Annotated in this window: 20 protein-coding genes; 11 read left to right on the top strand and 9 right to left on the bottom strand. The window is 69.9% G+C overall.

Annotated features, from left to right (window positions below):
* Positions 1-99 precede the first annotated feature (99 nt).
* The 5 genes from serB to cphA all read left to right on the top strand — a co-directional run bounded on the left by serB (position 100) and on the right by cphA (position 7,610).
* Entirely contained in the window at positions 100-1,311 is a 1,212-nt protein-coding gene (serB, locus tag ACGFI6_RS17235) for a phosphoserine phosphatase SerB (protein WP_393119485.1), read from the top strand.
* A gap of 37 nt (positions 1,312-1,348) precedes the next feature.
* Positions 1,349-2,230, top strand: coding sequence for a GNAT family N-acetyltransferase (locus tag ACGFI6_RS17230; RefSeq protein ID WP_393119484.1), 882 nt, complete (start codon positions 1,349-1,351; stop codon positions 2,228-2,230).
* Between the two features lie 95 nt (positions 2,231-2,325).
* Entirely contained in the window at positions 2,326-3,684 is a 1,359-nt protein-coding gene (locus ACGFI6_RS17225; RefSeq protein WP_393119482.1) for a carbohydrate-binding protein, read from the top strand.
* 26 nt (positions 3,685-3,710) lie between these two features.
* Complete coding sequence (locus ACGFI6_RS17220; RefSeq protein ID WP_393119480.1) at positions 3,711-4,784, top strand: cyanophycinase; 1,074 nt, start codon at positions 3,711-3,713, stop codon at positions 4,782-4,784.
* A 6-nt stretch (positions 4,785-4,790) separates the two neighbouring features.
* Positions 4,791-7,610: a cyanophycin synthetase gene (gene cphA, locus ACGFI6_RS17215; protein ID WP_393119478.1), complete on the top strand. Its 2,820-nt coding sequence runs from the start codon at positions 4,791-4,793 to the stop codon at positions 7,608-7,610.
* Between the two features lie 3 nt (positions 7,611-7,613).
* On the opposite strand, the gene ACGFI6_RS17210 is transcribed toward cphA, so the two are convergent.
* Both ACGFI6_RS17210 and ACGFI6_RS17205 read right to left on the bottom strand, forming a co-directional pair.
* Positions 7,614-8,945, bottom strand: a complete 1,332-nt coding sequence (locus tag ACGFI6_RS17210; protein ID WP_393119476.1) for an FtsX-like permease family protein — start codon at positions 8,943-8,945, stop codon at positions 7,614-7,616.
* Positions 8,942-9,706: an ABC transporter ATP-binding protein gene (locus ACGFI6_RS17205; RefSeq protein WP_393119474.1), complete on the bottom strand. Its 765-nt coding sequence runs from the start codon at positions 9,704-9,706 to the stop codon at positions 8,942-8,944. The genes ACGFI6_RS17210 and ACGFI6_RS17205 overlap by 4 nt, the downstream gene beginning before the upstream one ends.
* 139 nt (positions 9,707-9,845) lie before the next feature.
* Here ACGFI6_RS17205 and ACGFI6_RS17200 point away from each other — a divergent pair, with 139 nt between their 5' ends.
* Complete coding sequence (locus ACGFI6_RS17200; protein ID WP_393119472.1) at positions 9,846-10,682, top strand: TetR/AcrR family transcriptional regulator; 837 nt, start codon at positions 9,846-9,848, stop codon at positions 10,680-10,682.
* Here the strand turns inward: ACGFI6_RS17200 and ACGFI6_RS17195 are convergent.
* From ACGFI6_RS17195 to ACGFI6_RS17175, 5 genes are read right to left on the bottom strand one after another with little or no spacing between them, the layout of a single operon-like run.
* Complete coding sequence (locus tag ACGFI6_RS17195; RefSeq protein ID WP_393119752.1) at positions 10,675-11,526, bottom strand: hypothetical protein; 852 nt, start codon at positions 11,524-11,526, stop codon at positions 10,675-10,677. The genes ACGFI6_RS17200 and ACGFI6_RS17195 overlap by 8 nt on opposite strands.
* Before the next feature lie 48 nt (positions 11,527-11,574).
* Positions 11,575-13,260, bottom strand: a complete 1,686-nt coding sequence (locus ACGFI6_RS17190) for a Mur ligase family protein (RefSeq protein ID WP_393119471.1) — start codon at positions 13,258-13,260, stop codon at positions 11,575-11,577.
* A complete protein-coding gene (gene fabI / locus ACGFI6_RS17185; RefSeq protein WP_393119470.1) occupies positions 13,260-14,030 on the bottom strand; it encodes an enoyl-ACP reductase FabI in 771 nt (256 codons plus the stop codon). The genes ACGFI6_RS17190 and fabI overlap by 1 nt, the downstream gene beginning before the upstream one ends.
* A gap of 37 nt (positions 14,031-14,067) precedes the next feature.
* Positions 14,068-14,772, bottom strand: coding sequence for a 3-oxoacyl-[acyl-carrier-protein] reductase (gene fabG / locus ACGFI6_RS17180; RefSeq protein ID WP_393119468.1), 705 nt, complete (start codon positions 14,770-14,772; stop codon positions 14,068-14,070).
* 60 nt (positions 14,773-14,832) lie between these two features.
* On the bottom strand, positions 14,833-15,045 hold the full coding sequence (locus ACGFI6_RS17175) for a dodecin (protein ID WP_393119466.1): 213 nt from the start codon (positions 15,043-15,045) through the stop codon (positions 14,833-14,835).
* 77 nt (positions 15,046-15,122) lie between these two features.
* Here ACGFI6_RS17175 and ACGFI6_RS17170 point away from each other — a divergent pair, with 77 nt between their 5' ends.
* Complete coding sequence (locus ACGFI6_RS17170) at positions 15,123-15,482, top strand: DUF3099 domain-containing protein (RefSeq protein ID WP_393119464.1); 360 nt, start codon at positions 15,123-15,125, stop codon at positions 15,480-15,482.
* A 189-nt stretch (positions 15,483-15,671) separates the two neighbouring features.
* The gene (locus ACGFI6_RS17165) at positions 15,672-15,884 is read left to right on the top strand and encodes a hypothetical protein (RefSeq protein WP_393119462.1); all 213 of its coding nucleotides are present in this window, start codon (positions 15,672-15,674) and stop codon (positions 15,882-15,884) included.
* Between the two features lie 77 nt (positions 15,885-15,961).
* Here the strand turns inward: ACGFI6_RS17165 and moaA are convergent, their stop codons facing one another.
* The gene (moaA, locus tag ACGFI6_RS17160; RefSeq protein ID WP_393119461.1) at positions 15,962-16,981 is read right to left on the bottom strand and encodes a GTP 3',8-cyclase MoaA; all 1,020 of its coding nucleotides are present in this window, start codon (positions 16,979-16,981) and stop codon (positions 15,962-15,964) included.
* Positions 16,982-17,038: 57 nt separating this feature from the next.
* Between moaA and ACGFI6_RS17155 the strand changes: the two genes are divergently transcribed.
* The 3 genes from ACGFI6_RS17155 to ACGFI6_RS17145 all read left to right on the top strand — a co-directional run bounded on the left by ACGFI6_RS17155 (position 17,039) and on the right by ACGFI6_RS17145 (position 20,442).
* Positions 17,039-17,833: an SURF1 family protein gene (locus ACGFI6_RS17155; RefSeq protein ID WP_393119459.1), complete on the top strand. Its 795-nt coding sequence runs from the start codon at positions 17,039-17,041 to the stop codon at positions 17,831-17,833.
* Positions 17,757-19,604, top strand: coding sequence for a glycoside hydrolase family 15 protein (locus tag ACGFI6_RS17150; protein ID WP_393119457.1), 1,848 nt, complete (start codon positions 17,757-17,759; stop codon positions 19,602-19,604). Before ACGFI6_RS17155 ends, ACGFI6_RS17150 begins: the two co-directional genes overlap by 77 nt.
* A gap of 73 nt (positions 19,605-19,677) precedes the next feature.
* A complete protein-coding gene (locus ACGFI6_RS17145) occupies positions 19,678-20,442 on the top strand; it encodes an SDR family oxidoreductase (RefSeq protein ID WP_393119455.1) in 765 nt (254 codons plus the stop codon).
* A gap of 192 nt (positions 20,443-20,634) precedes the next feature.
* On the opposite strand, the gene ACGFI6_RS17140 is transcribed toward ACGFI6_RS17145, so the two are convergent.
* Complete coding sequence (locus ACGFI6_RS17140; RefSeq protein WP_393119453.1) at positions 20,635-21,108, bottom strand: carboxymuconolactone decarboxylase family protein; 474 nt, start codon at positions 21,106-21,108, stop codon at positions 20,635-20,637.
* Positions 21,109-21,163 lie beyond the last annotated feature (55 nt).

Here is a 21,163-nt window from a genome sequence, read left to right as displayed (position 1 = left end):
CCGCTGGAACCTGTGCACACCCGCCGGGCCCTGTGTTTGCCCTCAAGATCTGGACCGGCGCACCGGGCGGCGGGTGCTTTGGGTAGCGTTCGGTGCGAGATGACTGGACTCGGTGAGGTTGAGGCGGCCGAACGGCCGACGTTGCTCGTGACGCTGACCGGGACCGACCGTCCGGGGCTGACGTCCGCGGTGCTGTCCACGCTCGCGACCCGCGGGCTCGAGGTGATCGACGCCGAGCAGGTCGTGCTCCGGGGGCGCCTGGTGCTCGGCGTCCTGCTGTCCGCGCCCCGCGACCACAAGGACCTGAAGGAAGAGCTCAAGTCGCTCGCGAACGTTCTCGACGTCGACATCTCGGTCAAGAAGGGTGTCGGCGACAACGAGCCGCGGCGCAAGGGCCGCAGCCAGGTGACGATCATCGGCCACCCGCTGTCGGCCGCCGGTCTCGCCGCGGTCGCCGGGCGGATCGCGGACACCGGCGCGAACATCGACCGGATCAGCCGGATGGCGCGGTACCCGGTGACCGCGATGGAGATCGCCGTCTCCGGTGTGGAGCCGGAGTCCCTGCGGACCGTCCTCGCCCAGGAAGGCGTGCGGCAGGGGCTCGACATCGCCGTACAGGACGGTGGACTGTACCGGCGCGCGAAGCGGCTGATCGTGATGGACGTCGACTCGACGCTGATCCAGGGCGAGGTCATCGAGATGCTCGCCGCGCACGCCGGCCGGCTGGAAGAGGTGGCCGCGGTCACCGAGCAGGCGATGCGCGGCGAGCTGGACTTCGCGGAATCCCTGCGGCACCGGGTCGCCGCGCTCGAAGGGCTGCCGGTCTCGGCGCTCGACGAGGTGTACGCCGCGATCGAGCTGGCGCCGGGAGCGCGGACGCTGGTCCGGACGCTCAAGCGGCTCGGGTACCAGTTCGCGATCGTCAGCGGCGGCTTCAGCCAGATCACCGGCAAACTCGCGGCCGAGCTCGGCATCGACTACGCGAAGGCGAACGAGCTCGAGATCGCCGACGGCAAGCTCACCGGCCGGGTCGTCGGCGAGATCGTCGACCGGCCGGGCAAGGCAACAGCACTGCGCCAGTTCGCCGCGGAGTCCGGGACGCCGTTGACCCAGACCGTCGCGATCGGTGACGGCGCCAACGATCTCGACATGCTCGCCGCCGCGGGCCTCGGGGTCGCGTTCAACGCCAAGCCGGTGGTCCGCGCGGCCGCCGACACCCACCTGAGCGTGCCGTACCTGGACACCATCTTGTACCTGCTCGGCATCACCCGCGAGGAAGTCGAGAACGCGGACGCCGACAACCCGGCCTGACCACGGCCGGCGTCCGGCCGTACGGCAAGATCGGCGCATGGACTTCCGCACCCGCCCCGCCACCCTTGCCGACGCCCCGGCGATCCACGCCATCATCGCCGCCAACGAGCAGGCCTGGCACGCCCAGGTGCAGTCGGTCCCGGACGCGGTGGCCGCCGATCTGCAGCGTCCGCTGATCACGCTCGACCTCGACACCCGGGTGGTCACGACTCCGGACGGCGACATCGCTGCCTGGGCGTGGGTCCACGGTGGACGGCGTTCACAGGTCGACGTCCATCCGTCGTACGCCGGCCGTGGTCTCGGGACCGAGCTGGTCGGCTGGGTCGAGGACCGTTCCCGCGAGCACCACAGCGAACGGGTCGCGCAGACCGTCGACGACGCGGACGAGGCCGGTACGACGCTGCTCCGCTCCCGTGGGTACGAGGTGCTCGCCACCAACTGGTTGCTCGAGCGGCCGGTCGACGGGGATGCGCCGGTGCTGCCCCAGGGCGTGACGCTGCGGCCGTTCGCGGAGGACGACGCGCAGGCGGTGTACAAGGTCGTGCAGGACGCGTTCGACGACTGGCAGCCCCGGCGGCACCCGTACGAGGAATGGGCCGGGACGTCCATCGAACGCTCGAGCTTCAACGCAGCGCTGTCCCCGGTCGCGGTCGCGGGTGACGAGGTCGTCGGCGCCGTGATCAGTCTGGACCTCCCGGACTCCCCCGACGGGTACGTCGACCAGCTCGCCGTACGGAGTGACTTCCGCGGCCGCGGACTGGCCCGCGCGCTGCTGACCTACGCGGCGCTCGAAATGGGCCGGCAGGGCAGGCAGACGCTGACGCTCTGGACGCACTCCGGCACCGGCGCGCTCGCCATGTACGAACGCCTCGGCATGAAGGTCCGGCGCAGCTCGACCGTGTACCGAACGGAGCTGTGACTAGGTCCTGTCTGGACCACCAGACAGGGCCTGGCTGTTGACAGGGTGCGTGAGAGCGCTCACATTGGCCTCATCCACCGCCCCTGGAGGTCAGCATGCGTGTCCGCCCCATCGCAATCGCCCTGATCGCCCCACTCCTCGCCGTCGTCTCTCTCGGCGTCGCCGCGGAGGCGAACGTTCCCACCCCACCCGCCGACTGGACGACGGTGTGGAGCGACGACTTCAACGGAGCCAACGGCACCCTGCCGTCGGGTTCCAACTGGATCATCGACACCGGCCACGGCTACCCGGGCGGCCCCGGGAACTGGGGTACCGGCGAGATCCAGAACTACACCAACAGCACGAACAACCTGTCCCTCGACGGCGCCGGGAACCTCAAGATCACGCCCCGCCGGGACGCATCCGGCAACTGGACGTCGGGCCGGATCGAGTCCCAGCGCTCGAACTTCAAACCGCCGGCCGGAGGGGTGCTGGCGATCGAGAGCCGGATCCAGATGCCGAACGTCACCGGCGACGCCGCGCTCGGGTACTGGCCGGCGTTCTGGGCGCTCGGTGCGCCGTACCGCGGCAACTACTGGAACTGGCCGGGCATCGGCGAGTTCGACATCATGGAGAACGTCAACGGGATCAACTCGGTCTGGGGCGTGCTGCACTGCGGCGTGAACCCGGGCGGCCCGTGCAACGAGACCACCGGCCTCGGCGCGAACCGTGCCTGCCCCGGCTCGACCTGCCAGTCGGCGTTCCACACTTACCGGTTCGAGTGGGACACCTCCGTCGCACCGAATCAGCTCCGGTGGTACGTCGACGGGCAGCAGTTCCACTCGCTCAGCCAGAGCCAGTTCCCGGCCGACACGTGGGCGAACATGACCTCGCACGCGGGGTACTTCGTCCTGCTGAACCTCGCGATCGGCGGCGCGTTCCCGGACGCGCTGAACGGGCCGACCCCGCGCGCCTCGACGATCCCGGACAAGCCGATGGTCGTCGACTACGTGGCCGTGTCGACGAAGGGCGATGGCGGTACGACGACTCCCCCGCCCGGCGGCTCCTCCGCGTACGGAACGCTGCAGGCGGAGGCGTCCAGCCAGCAGTCCGGGATGGGCGTGGAGACCACGACCGACACCGGCGGCGGCCAGAACCTGATGCAGATCGGCAACGGCGACTGGGCGCTGTACCGCGGGATCGACTTCGGCAGCACGCCGGCGACGCAGTTCGTGGCCCGGGTCGCGTCCGGCGCCGCGGGCGGGGTCAGCGGCCTGGTCGAGGTACGCCTGGACAGTAGGTCGAACGCTCCGATCGGCAGCTTCGCGATCGGCAACACCGGCGGCTGGCAGTCCTGGCGAACCGTCCCCGCGAATATGTCCACCGTCACCGGCACCCACGATGTCTACATCACGTTCACGAGCGGCCAGCCGGCCGACTTCGTCAACCTGAACTGGTTCACGTTCGGTCACTGAGGTAGGTAGCACCTACCATTCCGCTTATGTCAGAACTGCAGGGTGGGCCGGGTGCCCTGTTCGCCATCGGCGGCGCCGAGGACAAGCTGAAGAAGCGCACGGTGCTGCAGGAGTTCGTCGCGGCCGCCGGTGGGTCGAAGGCGCGGATCGTCGTGGTGCCCACGGCGTCCGCGCTCGGCCCCGACGTCATCGACGTGTACCGGGCGCTGTTCGCGGCGCTCGGCGCCGAGAGTGTGGTCGGCGTCCGCCCGGAGACCCGGGAGGACGCCGACGACCCAGCCGTGATCGCCGCGCTGAACGACGCGACCGGGATCTTCATGACCGGAGGCAACCAGCTCAAGCTCGCGGGGGTCGTGACCGGTACTGCGTTCGGCCGTGCGGTGACGGCCGCGCACGCGCGCGGGGCAGCCGTCGGCGGTACGTCGGCCGGCGCCAGCATCCTCGCGGAGCACATGATCGCGTTCGGCCGCTCCGGTGCGACCCCGCGGCAGCGGATGAGCCAGCTGTCCGGCGGCCTCGGCCTGGTGCAGGGCGCGATCGTCGACCAGCACTTCGCCCAGCGGAACCGGTACGGCCGCCTGCTGTCGCTGGTCGCGCAGTCCCCCGGCCTGCTCGGCATCGGCGTCGACGAGGACACCGCGGCGGTTGTCCGCGGCACCCATCTCGAGGTCGTCGGCCGCGGCGCGGTGACGATCTTCGACGGCACCCACATCACGTCGAACGCCCACAACGCCAAGCGATCGGAGCCGATCCTCGCCTCCGGTGTCGTCCTGCACGTGCTGCCGGCCACCGCGACGTTCGATCTGCAGAACCGGGTGCTGCTGTCGTACGGTCCGCAGCCGCCGGCCGAGGAGATCGCCGAACTGGCGGCCGCCGAGGCCGACCTGCGCAAGCTGGCCAAGGAGATCGCCGCCGAGGGCGTGTCGCCGCGCTACTACGCGGAGCGCAAGCGGCGGGCGGGACGCCGGACGGCGAAGCGCCCCGCCGTATCGCCAATGGCCGAGGAGTCCAGACCGGAGGCGACCGAGCCCCTGAGCAGACCAGCACAGGCGGCCGGCGCCGGACCCGAACTCCCCGACCGCTTGCAACCAGAACAGTGACACTCCATGACCGACAGCACCACACCTTCGCCTGCCCCTGACCTGAAGATCATCGAGACCCGCGTCTATCGCGGGCCGAACGTCTGGAGCTACGAACCCGCGATCCATCTGGTCGTCGATCTCGGCTCGCTGGAGCAGTTCCCGTCGAACACCATCCCCGGCTTCACCGAGCGACTGCTCGCCGACCTCCCGCGCCTCGACCAGCACCACTGCTCGCGCGGCCGCCGCGGCGGCTTCATCGAGCGGCTCCACGAGGGCACCTGGCTCGGCCACATCGCCGAGCACGTCTCGCTGCAGCTCCAGCAGGAGGCCGGTCACGACATGCGCCGCGGCAAGACGCGGCAGGTGAAGGGCTCGCCGGGCATCTACAACATCACCTACGCGTACGCCGACGAAGCGGTCGGGCTGGCCGCGGGCGAGCTGGCCGTACGGTTCGTGAACAACCTCGTCGAGCCCCAAACGAAGAACGGACCGTCGGCGTTCGACTTCACGCAGGAGCTGGAGCGGTTCATCAAGCAGGCCGAGCGGACCGCGTTCGGCCCGTCGACGCAGGCGATCGTCGACGAGGCGGTCTCCCGGGACATCCCGTGGATCCGGCTGAACAAGGCGAGCCTGGTGCAGCTCGGGCAGGGCGTGCACGCGAAGCGGATCCGGGCCACGATGACGTCCGAGACCGGATCGATCGCGGTCGACGTCGCGAGCGACAAGGACCTGACCACGCGGCTGCTCGCCTCGGCCGGGCTGCCGGTGCCGCGGTCGGAGTCGATCCGTACGGTCGACGAGGCCGTCACCATCGCGAACAAGATCGGTTATCCCGTGGTGTGCAAGCCGCTCGACGGCAACCACGGGCGCGGCGTCTGCCTGAACCTGCTGGACGCCGACGCGGTCCGCGAGGCGTTCCCGATCGCGGCCGAGCAGTCCCGGCGCGGGTACGTGATCGTGGAGAACTTCGTCACCGGCAAGGACTACCGGTGCCTGATCATCAACGGCCGGATGGAGGCGATCGCCGAGCGCGTGCCCGCGCACGTGGTCGGCGACGGCGTCCACACCGTCGCCGAACTCGTTGACATCACCAACGCCGATCCGCGCCGCGGCGTCGGGCACGAGAAGATCCTGACCCGGATCACGATCAACAATGCGGCACGAGCTCTGGTTCGCGACCAGGGGTTCGAGCTGGACGACGTACCGCCCGAGGACGTGATGGTGAAGCTCACCCTCACCGGCAACATGTCCACCGGCGGCATCTCCATCGACCGGACCTGGGAGGCGCACCCGGAGAACGTCGAGATCGCCGAGGAAGCCGCCCGGATGATCGGGCTCGACATCGCCGGCATCGACTTCATCTGCCCCGACATCACCCAGCCGGTGCGTGAGACCGGCGGCGCGATCTGCGAGGTGAACGCGGCGCCCGGCTTCCGGATGCACACGAACCCGACGATCGGCGAACCGCAGTACATCGCGAAACCCGTGGTGGACATGCTGTTCCCGCCCGGCGCGACCAGCCGGATCCCGATCGTCGCGGTCACCGGGACCAACGGCAAGACCACCACGTCGCGGATGATCAGCCATGTCTTCAAGGGCATGGGCCGCAAGGTCGGGATGACGTCCACCGACGGCATCGTGATCGACGAACGGCTGGTGATCCGGCAGGATGCGTCCGGGCCGAAGTCCGCGCGGATGGTGCTGCAGAACCCGCGGGTCGACTTCGCGGTGTTCGAAGTGGCGCGCGGCGGGATCCTGCGCGAGGGGCTCGGGTACGAGCGCAACGACGTCGCGGTCGTCCTGAACGTCCAGCCGGACCACCTCGGGCTGCGCGGGATCGACACGCTCGAGCAGCTCGCTGACGTGAAGTCCGTGCTCGTCGAGGCGGTCCCGCGGACGGGGTACGCCGTACTCAACGCCGACGACCCGCTGGTCCGGAAGATGCGCCGGAAGTGCTCGGGGCAGGTCGTCTGGTTCAGCATGGCCGAACCGGGCAGCGAGGTCCGCGACTACATCGAGGGGCACTGCCGCCGCGGTGGCCGGGCTGTGGTGCTGGAGCGCTCGGACCTCGGCGACATGATCGTGGTAAAGCACGGCCGGCGGGCGATGCAGCTCGCCTGGACACACTTGCTCCCGGCAACGTTCGGCGGGCGGGCGATGATGAACGTACAGAACACGATGGCAGCGGCCGCGGCGGCGTTCGCGGCCGGCGCGCCGCTGCACGACATCCGGCAGGGGCTGCGGACGTTCAGCACGTCGTACTACCTGTCGCCCGGCCGGCTCAACGAGATCGACGTCGACGGCCGCAGCGTGATCGTCGACTACTGCCACAACGCACCCGCGATGCGGATGCTCGGCGACTTCGTCGACCGGCTCGGCGAGAGTCTGAACGCGTCCTCGGAGGCCGGTCGGCCGTCCCGGATCGGTGTGGTGGCGACCGCGGGCGACCGTCGCGACGACGACATCCGCGAGCTCGGTGAGGTCGCGGCGCAGCACTTCGACGTGGTGGTCGTCCGGGAGGACGCCCGGCTGCGTGGCCGCAAGCGCGGCGAGCTGGCCAAGCTCGTCGAGGTCGGAGTCCGCCAGGCGATGGCGGCCGGGGCGCGGTGCCGGCAGGTCGATCTCGTGCTCGACGAACTGGACGCCGTACGGCATGCGCTGAACCGCTCGAACCCGGGCGATCTCGTGGTCCTGTGCGTCGACCAGCACCAGTCGGTACTGGCCGAGCTCGAGTCGGTCTCGCACCTCGCCCAGGCCGGCGCGCGCTCCGGTGACGAGGGCGGCGACCCCGACTTCGTCCAGCCGGACGAGGAGGCCGAACCCACCGAACCCGCGCCGGCCTGACCGCTAGGCGACCAGCGCCTCGACCGGCGGGGTCCAGAGCGTGCGCACGGTGGTCGGCAGCGTGGCGAGGAACGCGAGGACAAAGGCCCCGGCGACCACGGTCAGGTAGATCCAGACCGAGCCGTGCGGCAGCAGTCCCCCGGTCCGCACCATGCTGTACGGCGCGATCGTGGCTGCGGCCGCGACCGTACCGAGGACCGTGGAGAGCCCGCCGGTCAGCAGCGTCTCGGCGATCACCATCCGGATCACCTGGCTCCGTGTCGCAGCGGTCAGTCGCAGCAGGCCGAATTCGCGGCGTCGGCGCCGGGTGGCCGCGATCAGCGTGTTCAGGACGAGGATCGAGCAGAACGCCACGATCATCGCGACGATCAGGTAGTTCACCGACGACAACGACGCCACGTCGCCAGGCTCGTGGACGCCTTGGTGCACGCTGTCCTCGGTGGTCTGCTGGTAAAGGGTTCCGGTCGCGATCCCGATCAGCAGCACCAGGGGCGCCACCACGACCGCCGCGCGACCTGGCTGCGTCAGCAGGGTGCGTCCGGCGAGCTGCAGCGGCGCGTCGAACAGTCGACCGGCGATCCGCCCGAGCGCGGGAATCATCGCAGGGCTCAGCAGCGCGAGGCCGACCGCGACCGCCACACCGGCCGGTCCCGCAGTGCTCGACAGCATCGGGCCGTTCGGCATGAAGAACGTCGTGATGCTCAGCGCGGCGCCGACGCCGGCCACCACCAGGCCTGCGCGCCGGCGGATCCGGCCGAGCGCAGGACCACGAGTCAGTGCGGCATCAGCCAGGGCACGGACCGGCGGTACGGCGCCCGCACGCCGGCTGGCGACGATCGCCGCAACGACCGCGGTCACAGCGGCAAGTGCCGACCCGCCGCCGAGGGTCAGGCCGCCGATCTGCGGGCCCAGTCCGTCCGGCGCGATGCCAACGGCAGTCAGCCGGGACAGCACCAGCGCGCCGAGCCCGAGACCCGGAACGATGCCGACGGCAATCATCGGTACCGCGACCACGAGGATCTCGGTGATGACGACGCCACGCACCTGACCGCTGGTCGCCGCGAGCGAACGCAGCAGGGCGAGTTCGCGCTCGCGTTGCTGGACCGTCAGAGCGATCGTCGACACCACGCCGAATCCGACGATCAGGACGGTCCAGCTGCCGAGGATCACCGGCAACAGCACGAGGGTGTCGGAGCCCTGCGCGGCCGGGGACAGACCCGTCTCGAGCAGCAACGCGAACGCGGTCAGCAGAGCGGTCCCTGCGAGCAGCACAGCACCGGAGGCGAGGTACGACGTCCAGCGCCGGCGCACCGTGCGTACAGCCAGGCGAATCATCGGTGCGCACCTCCAGCCACCCGCGCGCGGGCGCCGAGCTGGGTCATCCGGGTGGCGACTGCCTCGGCGACCGGTTCCTCCATCACGTCCGCGATCCGGCCGTCGGCGAAGAACACCACGCGGTCGGCGTACGACGCCGCGACCGGGTCGTGGGTGACCATCACGATCGTCTGGCGTGCCGCGGACTCCCGCAGCAGTGCGAGCACTTCGGCCGCGGCGTTGGTGTCCAGTGCGCCGGTCGGCTCGTCGGCGAAGATCACCGCCGGGCCGGCGAGCACCGCGCGGGCGATCGCGACGCGCTGTTGCTGACCACCGGACAGCTCGCTCGGGTAGTGCGTGGTCCGTTCCCCGAGCCCGAGCCGGGCCAGCAACTGATCCACGGCCGCGGAGTCGACGCGACGGCGGCCGAGTTCGAGCGGCAGGACGACGTTCTGCCGGACGGTCAGCGTCGGCAGCAGGTTGAACGCCTGGAACACGAAACCGAGACGCTCGCGGCGCAGCTTGGTGAGCGTGCGGTCGTCGAGTCCGGTCAGTTCGGTCCCGTCGACGGTGACGGTCCCGGAGGTCGGGCGGTCGAGGCCGGCGGCGCACTGCAGCAGGCTGCTCTTGCCGGAGCCGGACGGGCCCATCACGGCGGTGAAGCTCTGCGCGGGGAACGCGATCGAGACGTGGTCGAGTGCGGTCACCGCGCCGGCGCCCTCGCCGTACGTCTTGACGACATCGTCGAGCTCGACGGCGGGTGCGTATGGTGTACGAATCATGCTTACACCGTACGCAACAGAGCGTGACGAAACTGGTGTGGCACGCCTACTTTCACCGGTGGAGATAACTCCACCATCCGATGAGATGGCGGAACGAAATTAAGCTCGACTAGTATTTCGTCACGAAGGGTGGTGGGGTGTGGAGACGTGTCAGGTGTGCGCCAAGGTACTTCCGGTCAGGGCCTCCGGCCGCGGCCGGCCGCGCCGGTACTGCAGCCAGGCGTGCCGGTCGAAGGCGCACCGGCAGCGGTCCGCCGAGGTGCCCGCTCCCCAGACGTTCGGCCGCACCTCCGACTCCGGGCCCGACTCCGGGCCCGACTCGGGGTCCGGGCTTGCGACCGGTGCGATCGTCGACGCGGCGATCGCGCTGGGCGACCGCGGCGGCGCCGACGCGGTCTCGATGCGCGCCGTGGCGGTCGCACTGGATTCGAGCGTCATGTCGCTCTACCGGCATGTCCCCGGACGCGAGGCACTGATCAACCTGATGGTCGACAAAGTGTTCGGCGAACAGCCGTTGCCCGAGCCGGGACCGGACGGCTGGCGCGCGAAACTGGAGCTGTCGGTACGCATCGAGTGGTCGGTGTATCTGCGTCATCCATGGGTCGCCCGCCTGGTCGCCAACACCACCCGCCCGCCGCTCGCACCCAACCTGTTCCGCTACACCGACTGGCGGATTCGGGCACTCGACGGTCTCGGGCTGCCGTTCGAGGTGATGACCCAGACCGCGATCGTGCTGAGCACGCAACTGCAGGGCGCCGCGCTCGGCCTGCACGCGGAGCATGAGGCGATCCGGCGCAGCACCCGCGACGACTGGACGAAGGCCAGGCAGGAGGCGATCAACGACGTCCTGACCACGCAGGACCTCCCAATGATCGCCCGCTTCGGACCGGCCGAGTACGCGGCGTCCGCACCCGATCGGATCGTCGAGTTCGGTCTCGCCCGGCTCCTCGACGGGATCGAGGCGATGGTCAGCTGACCGGGTCGCGGCGCGGCAGCAGCCGGCGGCGGGGCTCCACCTGGTCGATCCAGTCGAGGTCGTCGGACAGTACGGCGTCGTTGGAGCGTTCGGCGTACGGGTCCGGAGCCGGCGGGGGTGGCGGCAGGGCGCGGAGCTTGAGCACAACCATCGGGATCGCCAGCAGCACGCCGACCACCATCCACGGCCAGTACTCGCGCAGCATCGGCGCGAACGACTGGAAGAACGCCTCGGTCGACGCGTCGCCAACCGCGTCCATCGGCTTGCCGGACGATTGGCTGACCAGCCGTACGGACTCGACCGCGGCGAAACACACCAGGTAGAACCCGGTCAGCGGGATCCACGACCCGGCCGAACGCCAGCCGCGCTTCCAGCACGCGATGTAGAGCAGCAACGCGAGCCCGGCGCCGACCAGCAGACCGTTCAGCTGCCACAACCAGCGCCAGTCCCCCAGCTGCTCGGCCGGACGCATCGCGGTCCAAGCGACCGGCAGCGCCAGGGCGAACGCCGCGAGCACCGAGCTTCTGGTGCCGAGGGCACCGAAGAACGCACCGAGAGCGCTTGCCACGAGCAACGTGATCAGCAGGTCCCGCTGGCCGAACGAGGTCCCGGTCGCCCACCACATGCCCGCGGCAACGACCAGAACCAGCGGTACAGCGATCCGGACGCGCCCGATCAGCAGCCCCGCGAGCACACCGCCGGCGAAGCCTCCGAGTACCAGCAGGTCGATCCGCGCCGGCACGAACGCCGTCGTACCCTCCGGGAGCCCCTTCAGGTACGTCGCGGAGAAGCCGCCCACGAACCAGGCGACCACCGCGGCCGGAATCGACCACAGGTAGCGCATCACAACCCCGTTCCACCCCAACCATCCCGGCCAAGGGGGCGGATGGAGCTAGTGCTGGGCTCTTTCGACCTTGCTCTTCAAGATCTCCGGTGTGTCGACAGTAGCTCCCTCGGACCGCAACCAGGCGTCAAGACTCGCCCGATCCTGCAGAGACATCACTGCCACCACATCGCCCGGCCGGGCCTCCGAGACCAGTGCCTGCGTCGCCTCCAGCTCGGTCGGGAACGCCGGTACGTCGTCCACGCCGACCGACGCGGCACCCTCCCGGAACACCGCCTCGAGCTCCGCCGGCGGCCGCCCGCGCAGGTAGTCGCTCTTGTGCCCGATCGTCACCCGATCGGCCGCCCGGGCGCCCATCGCGCCGAGCGTCGCGACCATGTCGTCGGACCGGTCGCCCGGCGAGCCCATCGCGAGCAGCAGCCGGCCGTCCGTGGGCCGGACGCCGTTCATGATCTCGAGCAGCGCCTCCAGCCCGGCCTCGTTGTGCGCGAGGTCGATGATCACCGTGAAGTCGCGCAGCGAGTACATGTTCATCCGGCCGGGGTTGTTCTCGTTCGGCGCGAACGTACTCAGCCCTTCGATCACCGCGGCCCGCGGCAACCCGAGCCCGAGCGCGGCCGAGGCCGCCGCCAGCGTGTTCTCGACGTTGTAGTGCGACAGCCCGGACAGCGTCATCGGCACGTCGACCACCTTGAGCAACGGCTCCGGGTCACGCGCGTTGTCCAGCACGGTGACGAAGCCGTCGAGCACGGCCGTCGCCCGGCCGCCCTCGTCGAGCACGCTCCGGATCGACGGCGAGTCGGGGTCCCGCGAGAACACCCAGCACTTGGCCGGCGAACCGAGCCGCATCGCGAAGGTCCGCGGGTCGTCGCCGTTCACGACGCACCAGCCGCGCGGCCGGGTGATCTGCGTGATCACCGCCTTCACCTCGGCGAGCTGGTCGACGGTGTCGATCCCGCCCAGGCCGAGGTGGTCCGCGGTGACGTTGGTGACCACCGACACGTCGTTGTACGCGATGCCGATGCCGCGGCGCAGGATCCCGCCGCGGGCGGTCTCGGTGACCGCGAGCTCGATGCCCGGCTGGGACAGCACCTGTCCGGCGCCGCTCGGCCCGGAGAAGTCGCCGTACTTCACCAGCTCGCCGTCGAAGTACACGCCGTCGGTGCTCGACCAGCCGACGTGCAGCCCGGCGGCCCGGCCGATGTGCGCGATCATCCGCGAGGTGGTGGTCTTGCCGTTCGTGCCGGTGACCGCGACGACCGGCACCTTCGGCCGCAGCGTCGGCGGCGGGTTGCCCGGCGGCTCGTCCCGCACTCGCTCGCCCACCGTCCCCATCAGGCCGGACAGCTCGTCGGCACCGAACGCATCCAGGACCTCGACGATCGCCGCGCCGAGCGCCCGCGCGCGTCCCTCGTGCGCCCACGGGAACGCGACCACGAGCCGCCGTACGTCGGACTCCGGGCGCACCCGGACACCGATCCGTCCGATGCCCGCCTCGCGCGCGATCCGCCGGACGACGTGACCGACGACCCGGATCGCGAACCGCTGCCGGAAACCGGACCCGATCCGGCCCGGACGGGTCGCACCGAGACCGATCGCCTGCGCGTACGCCTTCGCGGCCGGTGCCGGCGCGTCCACGAGCGCCGACAGGTCCAGCGTCAGCTTCACCGCGGCACGACTGAAGTACAGGTTGGCGCCGTCGAGAACGCGGAGCTCTACCAGGGACGTTGCCACTACGCTCCCATCGCGTGGTAGCCGCCGTCGACGTGCACGATCTCGCCGGTGGTCGCCGGGAAGAAGTCACTGAGCAGCGCCACGATGGTGCGGCCGGTCGGCTCCAGGTCGGACGGGTCCCAGCCCAGCGGGGCCTTGTCCAGCCACGGCTCCTCGAACTTCTCGAAGCCCGGAATCGCCTTCGCGGCCAGCGTCTTCAGCGGGCCGGCCGAGACCAGGTTGCACCGGATGCCCTGCGCGCCGAGATCGCGCGCCAGGTACCGGCTGGTGGACTCGAGCGCCGCCTTGGCGACCCCCATCCAGTCGTATCCGGGCCAGGCCACGGTCGCGTCGAACGTCATCCCGACCACGCTGCCGCCGCGGCTCATCAGCGGCGCGCAGGTCACCGCGAGCGACTTCAGGCTGTACGCCGACACGTGCACGGCCTGCGCCACGTCGTCCCACGGTCCGTCCAGGAACTTGCCGCCGAGGATCGTCTCCGGGTTCCCGTACGCGATCGAGTGCACGACGCCGTCCAGCCCGTCGACGTGCTCGCGGACCGCGTCCGGCAGCGCCGCCAGGTGCTCGGGATCGGTGACGTCCAGCTCGAGCACCGGCGGCTCGACGGGAAGGCGTTTCGCGATCCGCTTGGTGATGCTCAGCGCGCGGCCGAAGTTCGAGATGAGCACGGTCGCGCCCTGCTCCTGCGCCACTTTCGCGGTCGCGAAACCGATCGAGGTGTCGAGCGTGACGCCCGCGACCAGGATGCGCTTGCCGTCGAGGATGCCCACCGGCCTGTCCCTTTCCAGAAAAGTGCCAGATGAAGTTTCAGTTACCCATGCCGATGCCGCCGTCGACCGGAAGCACCGCGCCGGTGATGTAGCCGGCCTCCTCGGACGCCAGCCAGCGGACCGCGTTCGCGATCTCCTCGGTGAGCCCGAAGCGGCCGAGCGGGATCTGGCCGAGGTACTGCTTCTGGGTCTCCTCCGGCAGCACCGCGGTCATGTCGGTCTCGACGAAGCCCGGCGCGACCACGTTCGCGGTGATGCCACGGCTGCCCAGCTCGCGGGCGATCGAGCGCGCCATCCCGATCAGGCCGGACTTGCTGGCCGCGTAGTTCACCTGTCCCGGCGAGCCGAGCAGGCCGACCACCGAGGAGATGAACACGATCCGGCCCTTGCGCAGCCGCAGCATGCCCTTCGCCGCCCGGCGGGCGACCCGGAACGAACCGGTCAGGTTGGTCTGCAGGACCTGGTCCCAGTCGTCGTCGGACATCCGCAGCAGCAGCGTGTCGCGGGTGATGCCGGCGTTCGCCACCAGCACCTCGACCGGCCCGTGCTGCTCCGCGATCGTGTCGAACGCCGCGTCGACCTGCTCCTGGTCGGTGATGTCGCACTTCACCCCGAGGAAGCCGTCCGGCGGCGGGCTGGAGTTGTAGGTCACGGCGACCTCGTCACCGGCCTCCTTGAACGCGGTCGCGATCGCCAGCCCGATGCCCCGGTTGCCTCCGGTCACCAGCACAGACCTGCCCACAAGCCCTCCTCACGTCGTCGGTCGGAGGAACGCTATCCCACCAGGGCGTGGGTTTCCGACTTAGGAGTCTTCGAGGCGGAAGCCGACCTTCATCCCGACCTGGTAGTGGTCGACCTGGTTGTCGACGAGGTGCCCGCGGATCTCGGTGACCTCGAACCAGTCGAGGTGCCGCAGGGTCTCGCCGGCCCGCTCCAGCCCGTTGGTGATCGCCTGGTTCAAGCCCTCTTTGGAGGTGCCCACAATCTCGGTGACCCGATAGGTCCGATCGCTCATGACATTCCTCTCTTCTGCAGCCTGGATGCGCCGGGGCGGGCGGCGCGGCGTACCGTTGTTCTTGGTGAGGAGGATAGATGTCGAGACGCCATGAGCGGAGCGGCGCGGCGGTTATTTCGGTGACGAGTGCACAACGCGGCCACTCCGAGGATCTGGACAGCCGGATCGCGAAGTACGCCTGGACGATGTCGATCCGGGTGGTCTGCTTCATCCTTGCCGTCGTCACGCCGTCGCCGTGGCGCTGGGGGTTCGTGGTCGGGGCGATCGTGCTGCCGTACGTCGCCGTGGTGCTGGCGAACTCCCACGGGTCCACGAAACAGACCAACGACAACGCCTACATCGCCCCCGCACGACCGGCGATCGGGGACCGTCCGGCGGTCGTCGTACCGGCCGCCGACGAGCCGATTCAGGACCGTTCCACCGACACCGAAAAGTGATCTTGGCCGGGACTGGAAAATTTGGACTGATTCGTGTCAGAATCTCCCGCGTGCTCTGAAGTTCGTAGTGGAATTCAGGGACTTGATGCGGCGTCGGACGGCTCCCCCCGTGGCTGTCCGACGTCGCTTCATTTTGCCCCGGTTATTGATTGTTGAGACATCAGGAATGCAGAGGAATGGCAGCCGCGGATGACCGATGACAACGTTCCGGAGGCGCCGACCACCTGCTCAGCCAGGGGGTGTGGCAACGCTGCGACCTGGGCGTTGCGCTGGAACAACCCGAAGATCCACACCCCGGACCGGCGCAAGACCTGGCTGGCCTGTGACGAACACAAGGCGAGCTTGTCCGACTTCCTGGAGCGCCGGTCATTCCTGCGCGAGGTCGAACCATTCACTCGGTGAATGTCGAGCGCACACGCCCACCGGATTGCGAAAAACTATATTTCCGGATTAGGCCGGTGTGAGAGCGTCGCCGCCGATCAACCGCCGATGGCAGACATCGGCCGGGACGGTTGCAGGAAGCTCGGGTCGTTGATGCCGTGGCCCGGCAGTTTGCCGGCCATCGCGCGCCGCCAGCGGCCCGCCAGTTCGTCGTCGTCGGCGCCGGCCCGCAGGGCCGTCCGCAGGTCGGACTCGGTGCGCGCGAACAGGCAGTCCCGGACCTGACCGTCGGCGGTCAGCCGGACCCGGTCGCAGTCGCCGCAGAACGGCCGCGTGACCGAGGCGATGATGCCGACCGTCTGCGGACCGCCCGCGACCAGGAACGACTCCGCCGGGGCGCTCCCGCGCTTGGACGCGTCGTCCGGCGTCAGGTGGAACCGCTCGGTGAGCCGGTCGAGGATCTCCTCGGCGGTGATCATCGTCGCGCGGTCCCAGCCGTGCTGGGCGTCCAGCGGCATCTGCTCGATGAACCGCAGTTCGTAACCGCGTTCGAGGCAGAACTCCAGCAATTGCGGCGCTTGTGCGTCGTTCACGCCGCGCATGAGGACCGCATTCACCTTCACCGGGGTCAGACCCGCCTCGTGTGCGGCCTCGAGCCCCGCGATCACGTCCTTCAGCCGGTCCCGCCGGGTCAGCGTCTTGAACGTGTCCGCATCGACGGTGTCGAGGCTCACATTCACCCGGTCCAGACCGGCTTCCTTCAGCGCTTTCGCCTGCCGGGCAAGGCCGATCCCGTTCGTGGTCAGTGACACCTCGGGGCGGGGCGTGAGCCGCGTCGTCCGGCCGACGATGTCGACCAGGCCGCGGCGCAGCAGCGGTTCGCCGCCGGTGAAGCGGATCTCGTGCACGCCCAGCTGCGTCACGGCCACCGACACCAGGCGGACGACCTCGTCGTCGGTGAGCAGCTCCGGCTTCGCGAGCCAGTCCAGGCCTTCCTCGGGCATGCAGTACGTGCAGCGCAGGTTGCAGCGATCCGTGAGGGACACCCTGAGGTCGGTGGCAACCCGGCCGTACCGGTCCGCCAGGCCCGTCCGCGTCGCTTGCTGGATCGCCGTCATCCCCCCAGCGTACGTGCCGGGCGTCGGCGGTTTCAGGCGATGGCTTAAGTTCGAGACGTGGGTCGTCTGATGAACATCCGCTGGATCACCGCCGCGCTGGCGGTCCTGCTGCTCGCTGCCGCCTGTGTAGCCCTCGGCCGCTGGCAGCTGCACCGGCTCGACGAGCGCAAGGCGCGCAACGAGGTGACCCGGACGAACCTGGCCGCGCAGCCGGCGCCGATCGACCGGATCGTCGGCGCACCGGGCGTGGTCGGCGACCAGCACGCATGGCGGACCGCGATCGCCACCGGGCGGTACGACGCCTCGAAGCAGATCGTGCTGAAGTACCGCAACGTCGAGGACAAGCCGGGGTTCGAGATCGTCACGCCGCTGGTGCTCGCGGACGGGAAGGCGGTGCTCGTCGACCGCGGGTTCATCGCCCGTCAGGACTCCGAGCTGATGCCGCTGCACGTTCCTGCCGTACCGACAGGTGAGGTGACCGTGACCGGCCGCCTGCAGCGCAGCGAGCGCGGCGGCCACACGAACGGCGGTGTTCCCGACGGCGGTACGGCACGACTCATCAACGGACCCGACTACGCGAAGGTCCTCGGGCTCGACCTGTACGACGGCTACCTGCAGGTGACGAAGCAGGATCCCGCCAACGACCCGGCGTTCAGCGGGTTCCCGGGTCCGGAGATCGACGACGGTCCCCACTTCTTCTACGCGCTGCAGTGGTTCTTCTTCGCGCTGCTCGCGCTCGGTGGTCTCGTCTACTTCACCAAACAGGGAGGGCCGAATGGCAGCTCGGGAGACACGCCGGCCGACAGCGAACTCGTCGAGCGACCCGCGGCCCGTGCCGGAGCGCCGGATTGAGGACTATGCGCTGATCGGTGACCTGCAGACCGCCGCACTGGTGTCGAAGCAGGGATCGATCGACTGGCTGTGCTTCCCGCGGTTCGACTCCCCCGCGTGCTTCGCCGCGCTGCTCGGCACCGACGACAACGGACACTGGCGGATCGCGCCCCGGGACGCCGACGCGGTCAGCAGCCGGCACTACCGCGGCGACACGCTGGTCCTGGAGACCGAGTGGTCGACGCCGACCGGTTCGGTGCGGGTCATCGACTTCATGCCGCCGCGCGATGCCGCACCGGACGTCGTCCGGATCGTCGAAGGCATCAGCGGTTCCGTGGAGATGCGCTCCGAGTTGAAGCTGCGGTTCGACTACGGTCACGTCGTTCCGTGGGTACGCCGCTCCGACGGGCAGATCGACGCGATCGCCGGACCGGATGCGGTCTCGTTGCGGTCCGACGTCCACCAGTACGGGCGCGATCTCACGACGTACGGCGACTTCCGGGTCTCCACCGGCGACCGTGCCTGGTTCGTGCTGACCTGGCATCCGTCGCACCACCCGGTACCGAAGGCCACGGACGCGCTGGCCGCGCTCCAGCCGACGGAGACGTTCTGGACGGACTGGATCGGCCGCAGTACGAGCACCACCGAGCTCAGCGAGGAGGTCACGCGTTCGATCCTGACGCTGAAGGCGCTGACCTACGCACCGTCCGGCGGCATCGTCGCGGCGCCGACCACCTCGCTCCCGGAAGCACTGGGCGGCGCGCGGAACTGGGACTACCGGTACTGCTGGTTGCGCGATGCAACGATGACGCTGTCCGCGATGCTGCGCGCCGGCTACACCGACGAGGCGGAGGCCTGGCGGGACTGGCTGCTGCGCGCGATCGCGGGCTCCCCGCAGGACCTGCAGATCATGTACGGCGTGACCGGCGAACGGCGGCTCACCGAGTTCGAGGCGGGCTGGCTGCCCGGGTTCGCCGGGTCGGCCCCGGTACGGATCGGGAACGCGGCCGCCGAACAGCTGCAGATCGACGTGTTCGGCGAGGTGATGGACGTACTCGCGCTCGCCCGGGAGGCGCAGATCGGCGCGACCGACGAGGCGTGGCAGGTGCAGCGCGGTCTGATGCGGCACCTGGACGACGTGTGGGACCAGCCCGACGAAGGGATCTGGGAGGTTCGCGGCGGGCGCCAGCACTTCACGTACTCGAAGGTGATGGCGTGGGTCGCGTTCGACCGGGCCGCGCGGGCGGTCGAGCGGTTCGGGCTGAGCGGACCGGCCAAACAGTGGCGGGCCCGCGCGGACGAGATTCACCGGGCAGTCTGCGAGCAGGCGTACGACGCGGACCGGAACACGTTCACGCAGGCGTACGGGAGCAAGGCGCTGGACGCCGCGGTGCTGCTGATCCCGCAGGTGGGCTTCCTGCCTGCGGACGACCCGCGGGTGATCGGTACCGTCGACGCGGTGCAGCGCGAGCTGGCGTCGGACGGGTTCGTCCGGCGGTACCTGACCGAGCACACCGACGACGGGCTGAACGACGAGGAGGGCACGTTCCTGATCTGCTCGTTCTGGCTGGCCGACGCGCTCGCGATGACCGGGCGGGTCGGCGAGGCCCGCGACCTGTACGAGAAGCTCGTTGCCCTGCGCAACGACGTCGGGCTGCTCGCGGAGGAGTACGACGTGAAGTCCGGACGGATGCTCGGGAATTTCCCGCAGGCGTTCTCGCATCTGGGCCTGGTGAACACCGCATGGCACCTCACCACGGCCGAGTCCCCGGTCCGCAGGTCCGCCTACTGAGTCCTGCCGCCTGATTCTTGCCGTCGGCCACGGTCGAGGTGCGCGGCCGGGTGTGGTGCGGCAGGATGGTGGTGTGGACCTAGGACTTCGCGATCGCACCTACATCGTCACCGGCGCCAGCGCCGGGCTGGGCTTCGCCACCGCGAAGGCCCTCGCCGCCGAAGGCGCCCGGCTGGTGATCTCCAGCCGGAACGAGGAGTCGATCACGCGCGCCGCGGCCGAGCTGTCGGCCCTCGGCGGGAACGTGGTCGGGATCCCGGTCGACAACGCCGACCCGGACAGCGCGGAGCGGCTGGCCGCGACCGCGATCGCCAAGTGGGGCGAGCTGCACGGCGCCCTGATCAGCGTCGGCGGGCCGCGGGCCGGGACCGCGCTGGACACCGACGAGGAGCACTGGCGCGCGGCGTTCGACAGCGTCTTCCTGGGCGGGCTGCGGATCGCCCGCGCGGTCGCGCGGGCCGGCGCCGAGGACACCTCGATCGCCTTCGTGCTGTCGTCGTCGGTGAAGTCGCCGATCAGCGGCCTGGCGATCTCGAACGGTCTGCGTCCCGGGCTGGCGATGGTCGCGAAGACGCTCGCCGACGAGCTCGGCCCGAACGGCACCCGGGTGAACGGCCTGATGCCGGGCCGGATCTCCACAGACCGCCTGAAGGAGCTGGACGGCAAGTCCGGCGACCCCGAGGCCGTCCGGCGCGCCTCGGAGAAGACGATCCCGCTGCGCCGCTACGGCGACCCGGACGAGTTCGGCCGGGTCGCCGCCTTCGTACTCTCCCCCGCCGCCTCGTACCTGACCGGCGCAATCATCCCAATCGACGGCGGCGCCCTCCGCACCCTCTAACCCACCCCGCCCGACCCGCGCCGCGCCGCGCCACCCACCCCGCGCCGTCCGGCGCGCCCGAGGGCGCGCGCATTTGAGTGGTTAACCCCTGAAGTTGCCCCTTCACCCCACACATGCGGCAGGGGAACGGGCAACCTGCGAGGTGAACCACTCAAATGGTGCGAGCCGCGGGGGCGTGCCGGGGTGGTGGGGTTAGCCCCATTGGCCGGGGACGTAGTCGCCGGCTGGTTGCTGGGTGATGATGTTGATGCGGTTCCAGGTGTTGATGCCGCCGATCGCCGCGATCAGGCCGGCCAACTGCTCCTCGTTGTAGTGCTTGGCGGCGTTCAGCCACACCTCGTCGGAGACGCCACCGGCGGCGTCGGCGATCCGGGTGCTCTCCTCGGCGAGGGCGAGCGCGGCGCGTTCGGCGTCGGTGTAGACGGTCGCCTCGCGCCAGGTCGCGACCAGGTTGATCCGGACCGGCGTCTCGCCGTGGTGCGCGAGGTCCTTCGAGTGCATGTCGACGCAGACCGCGCAGCCGTTGATCTGGCTGACCCGCAGCTCGAGCAGCTCGAGCGTGCTCTTCGGGATCCCGACCGACGTGGCGACCATGGCCGCCGAGTTGAGGTGCTTGATGAACTTGCCGATCACCGGGTTGTTGAACAGATCCAGACGTGCGTCCATAACGGGTGTCTCTCCTTGCGAATGAACATGTTGACACCCATCCGACGAGACAGCC

It is taken from the genome of Kribbella sp. NPDC048928 (assembly GCF_043197975.1).
GTDB lineage: Bacteria > Actinomycetota > Actinomycetes > Propionibacteriales > Kribbellaceae > Kribbella.
The sequence above is the reverse complement of the archived record's forward strand: the minus strand, read 5'-3'. Positions and strand labels throughout refer to the sequence as shown.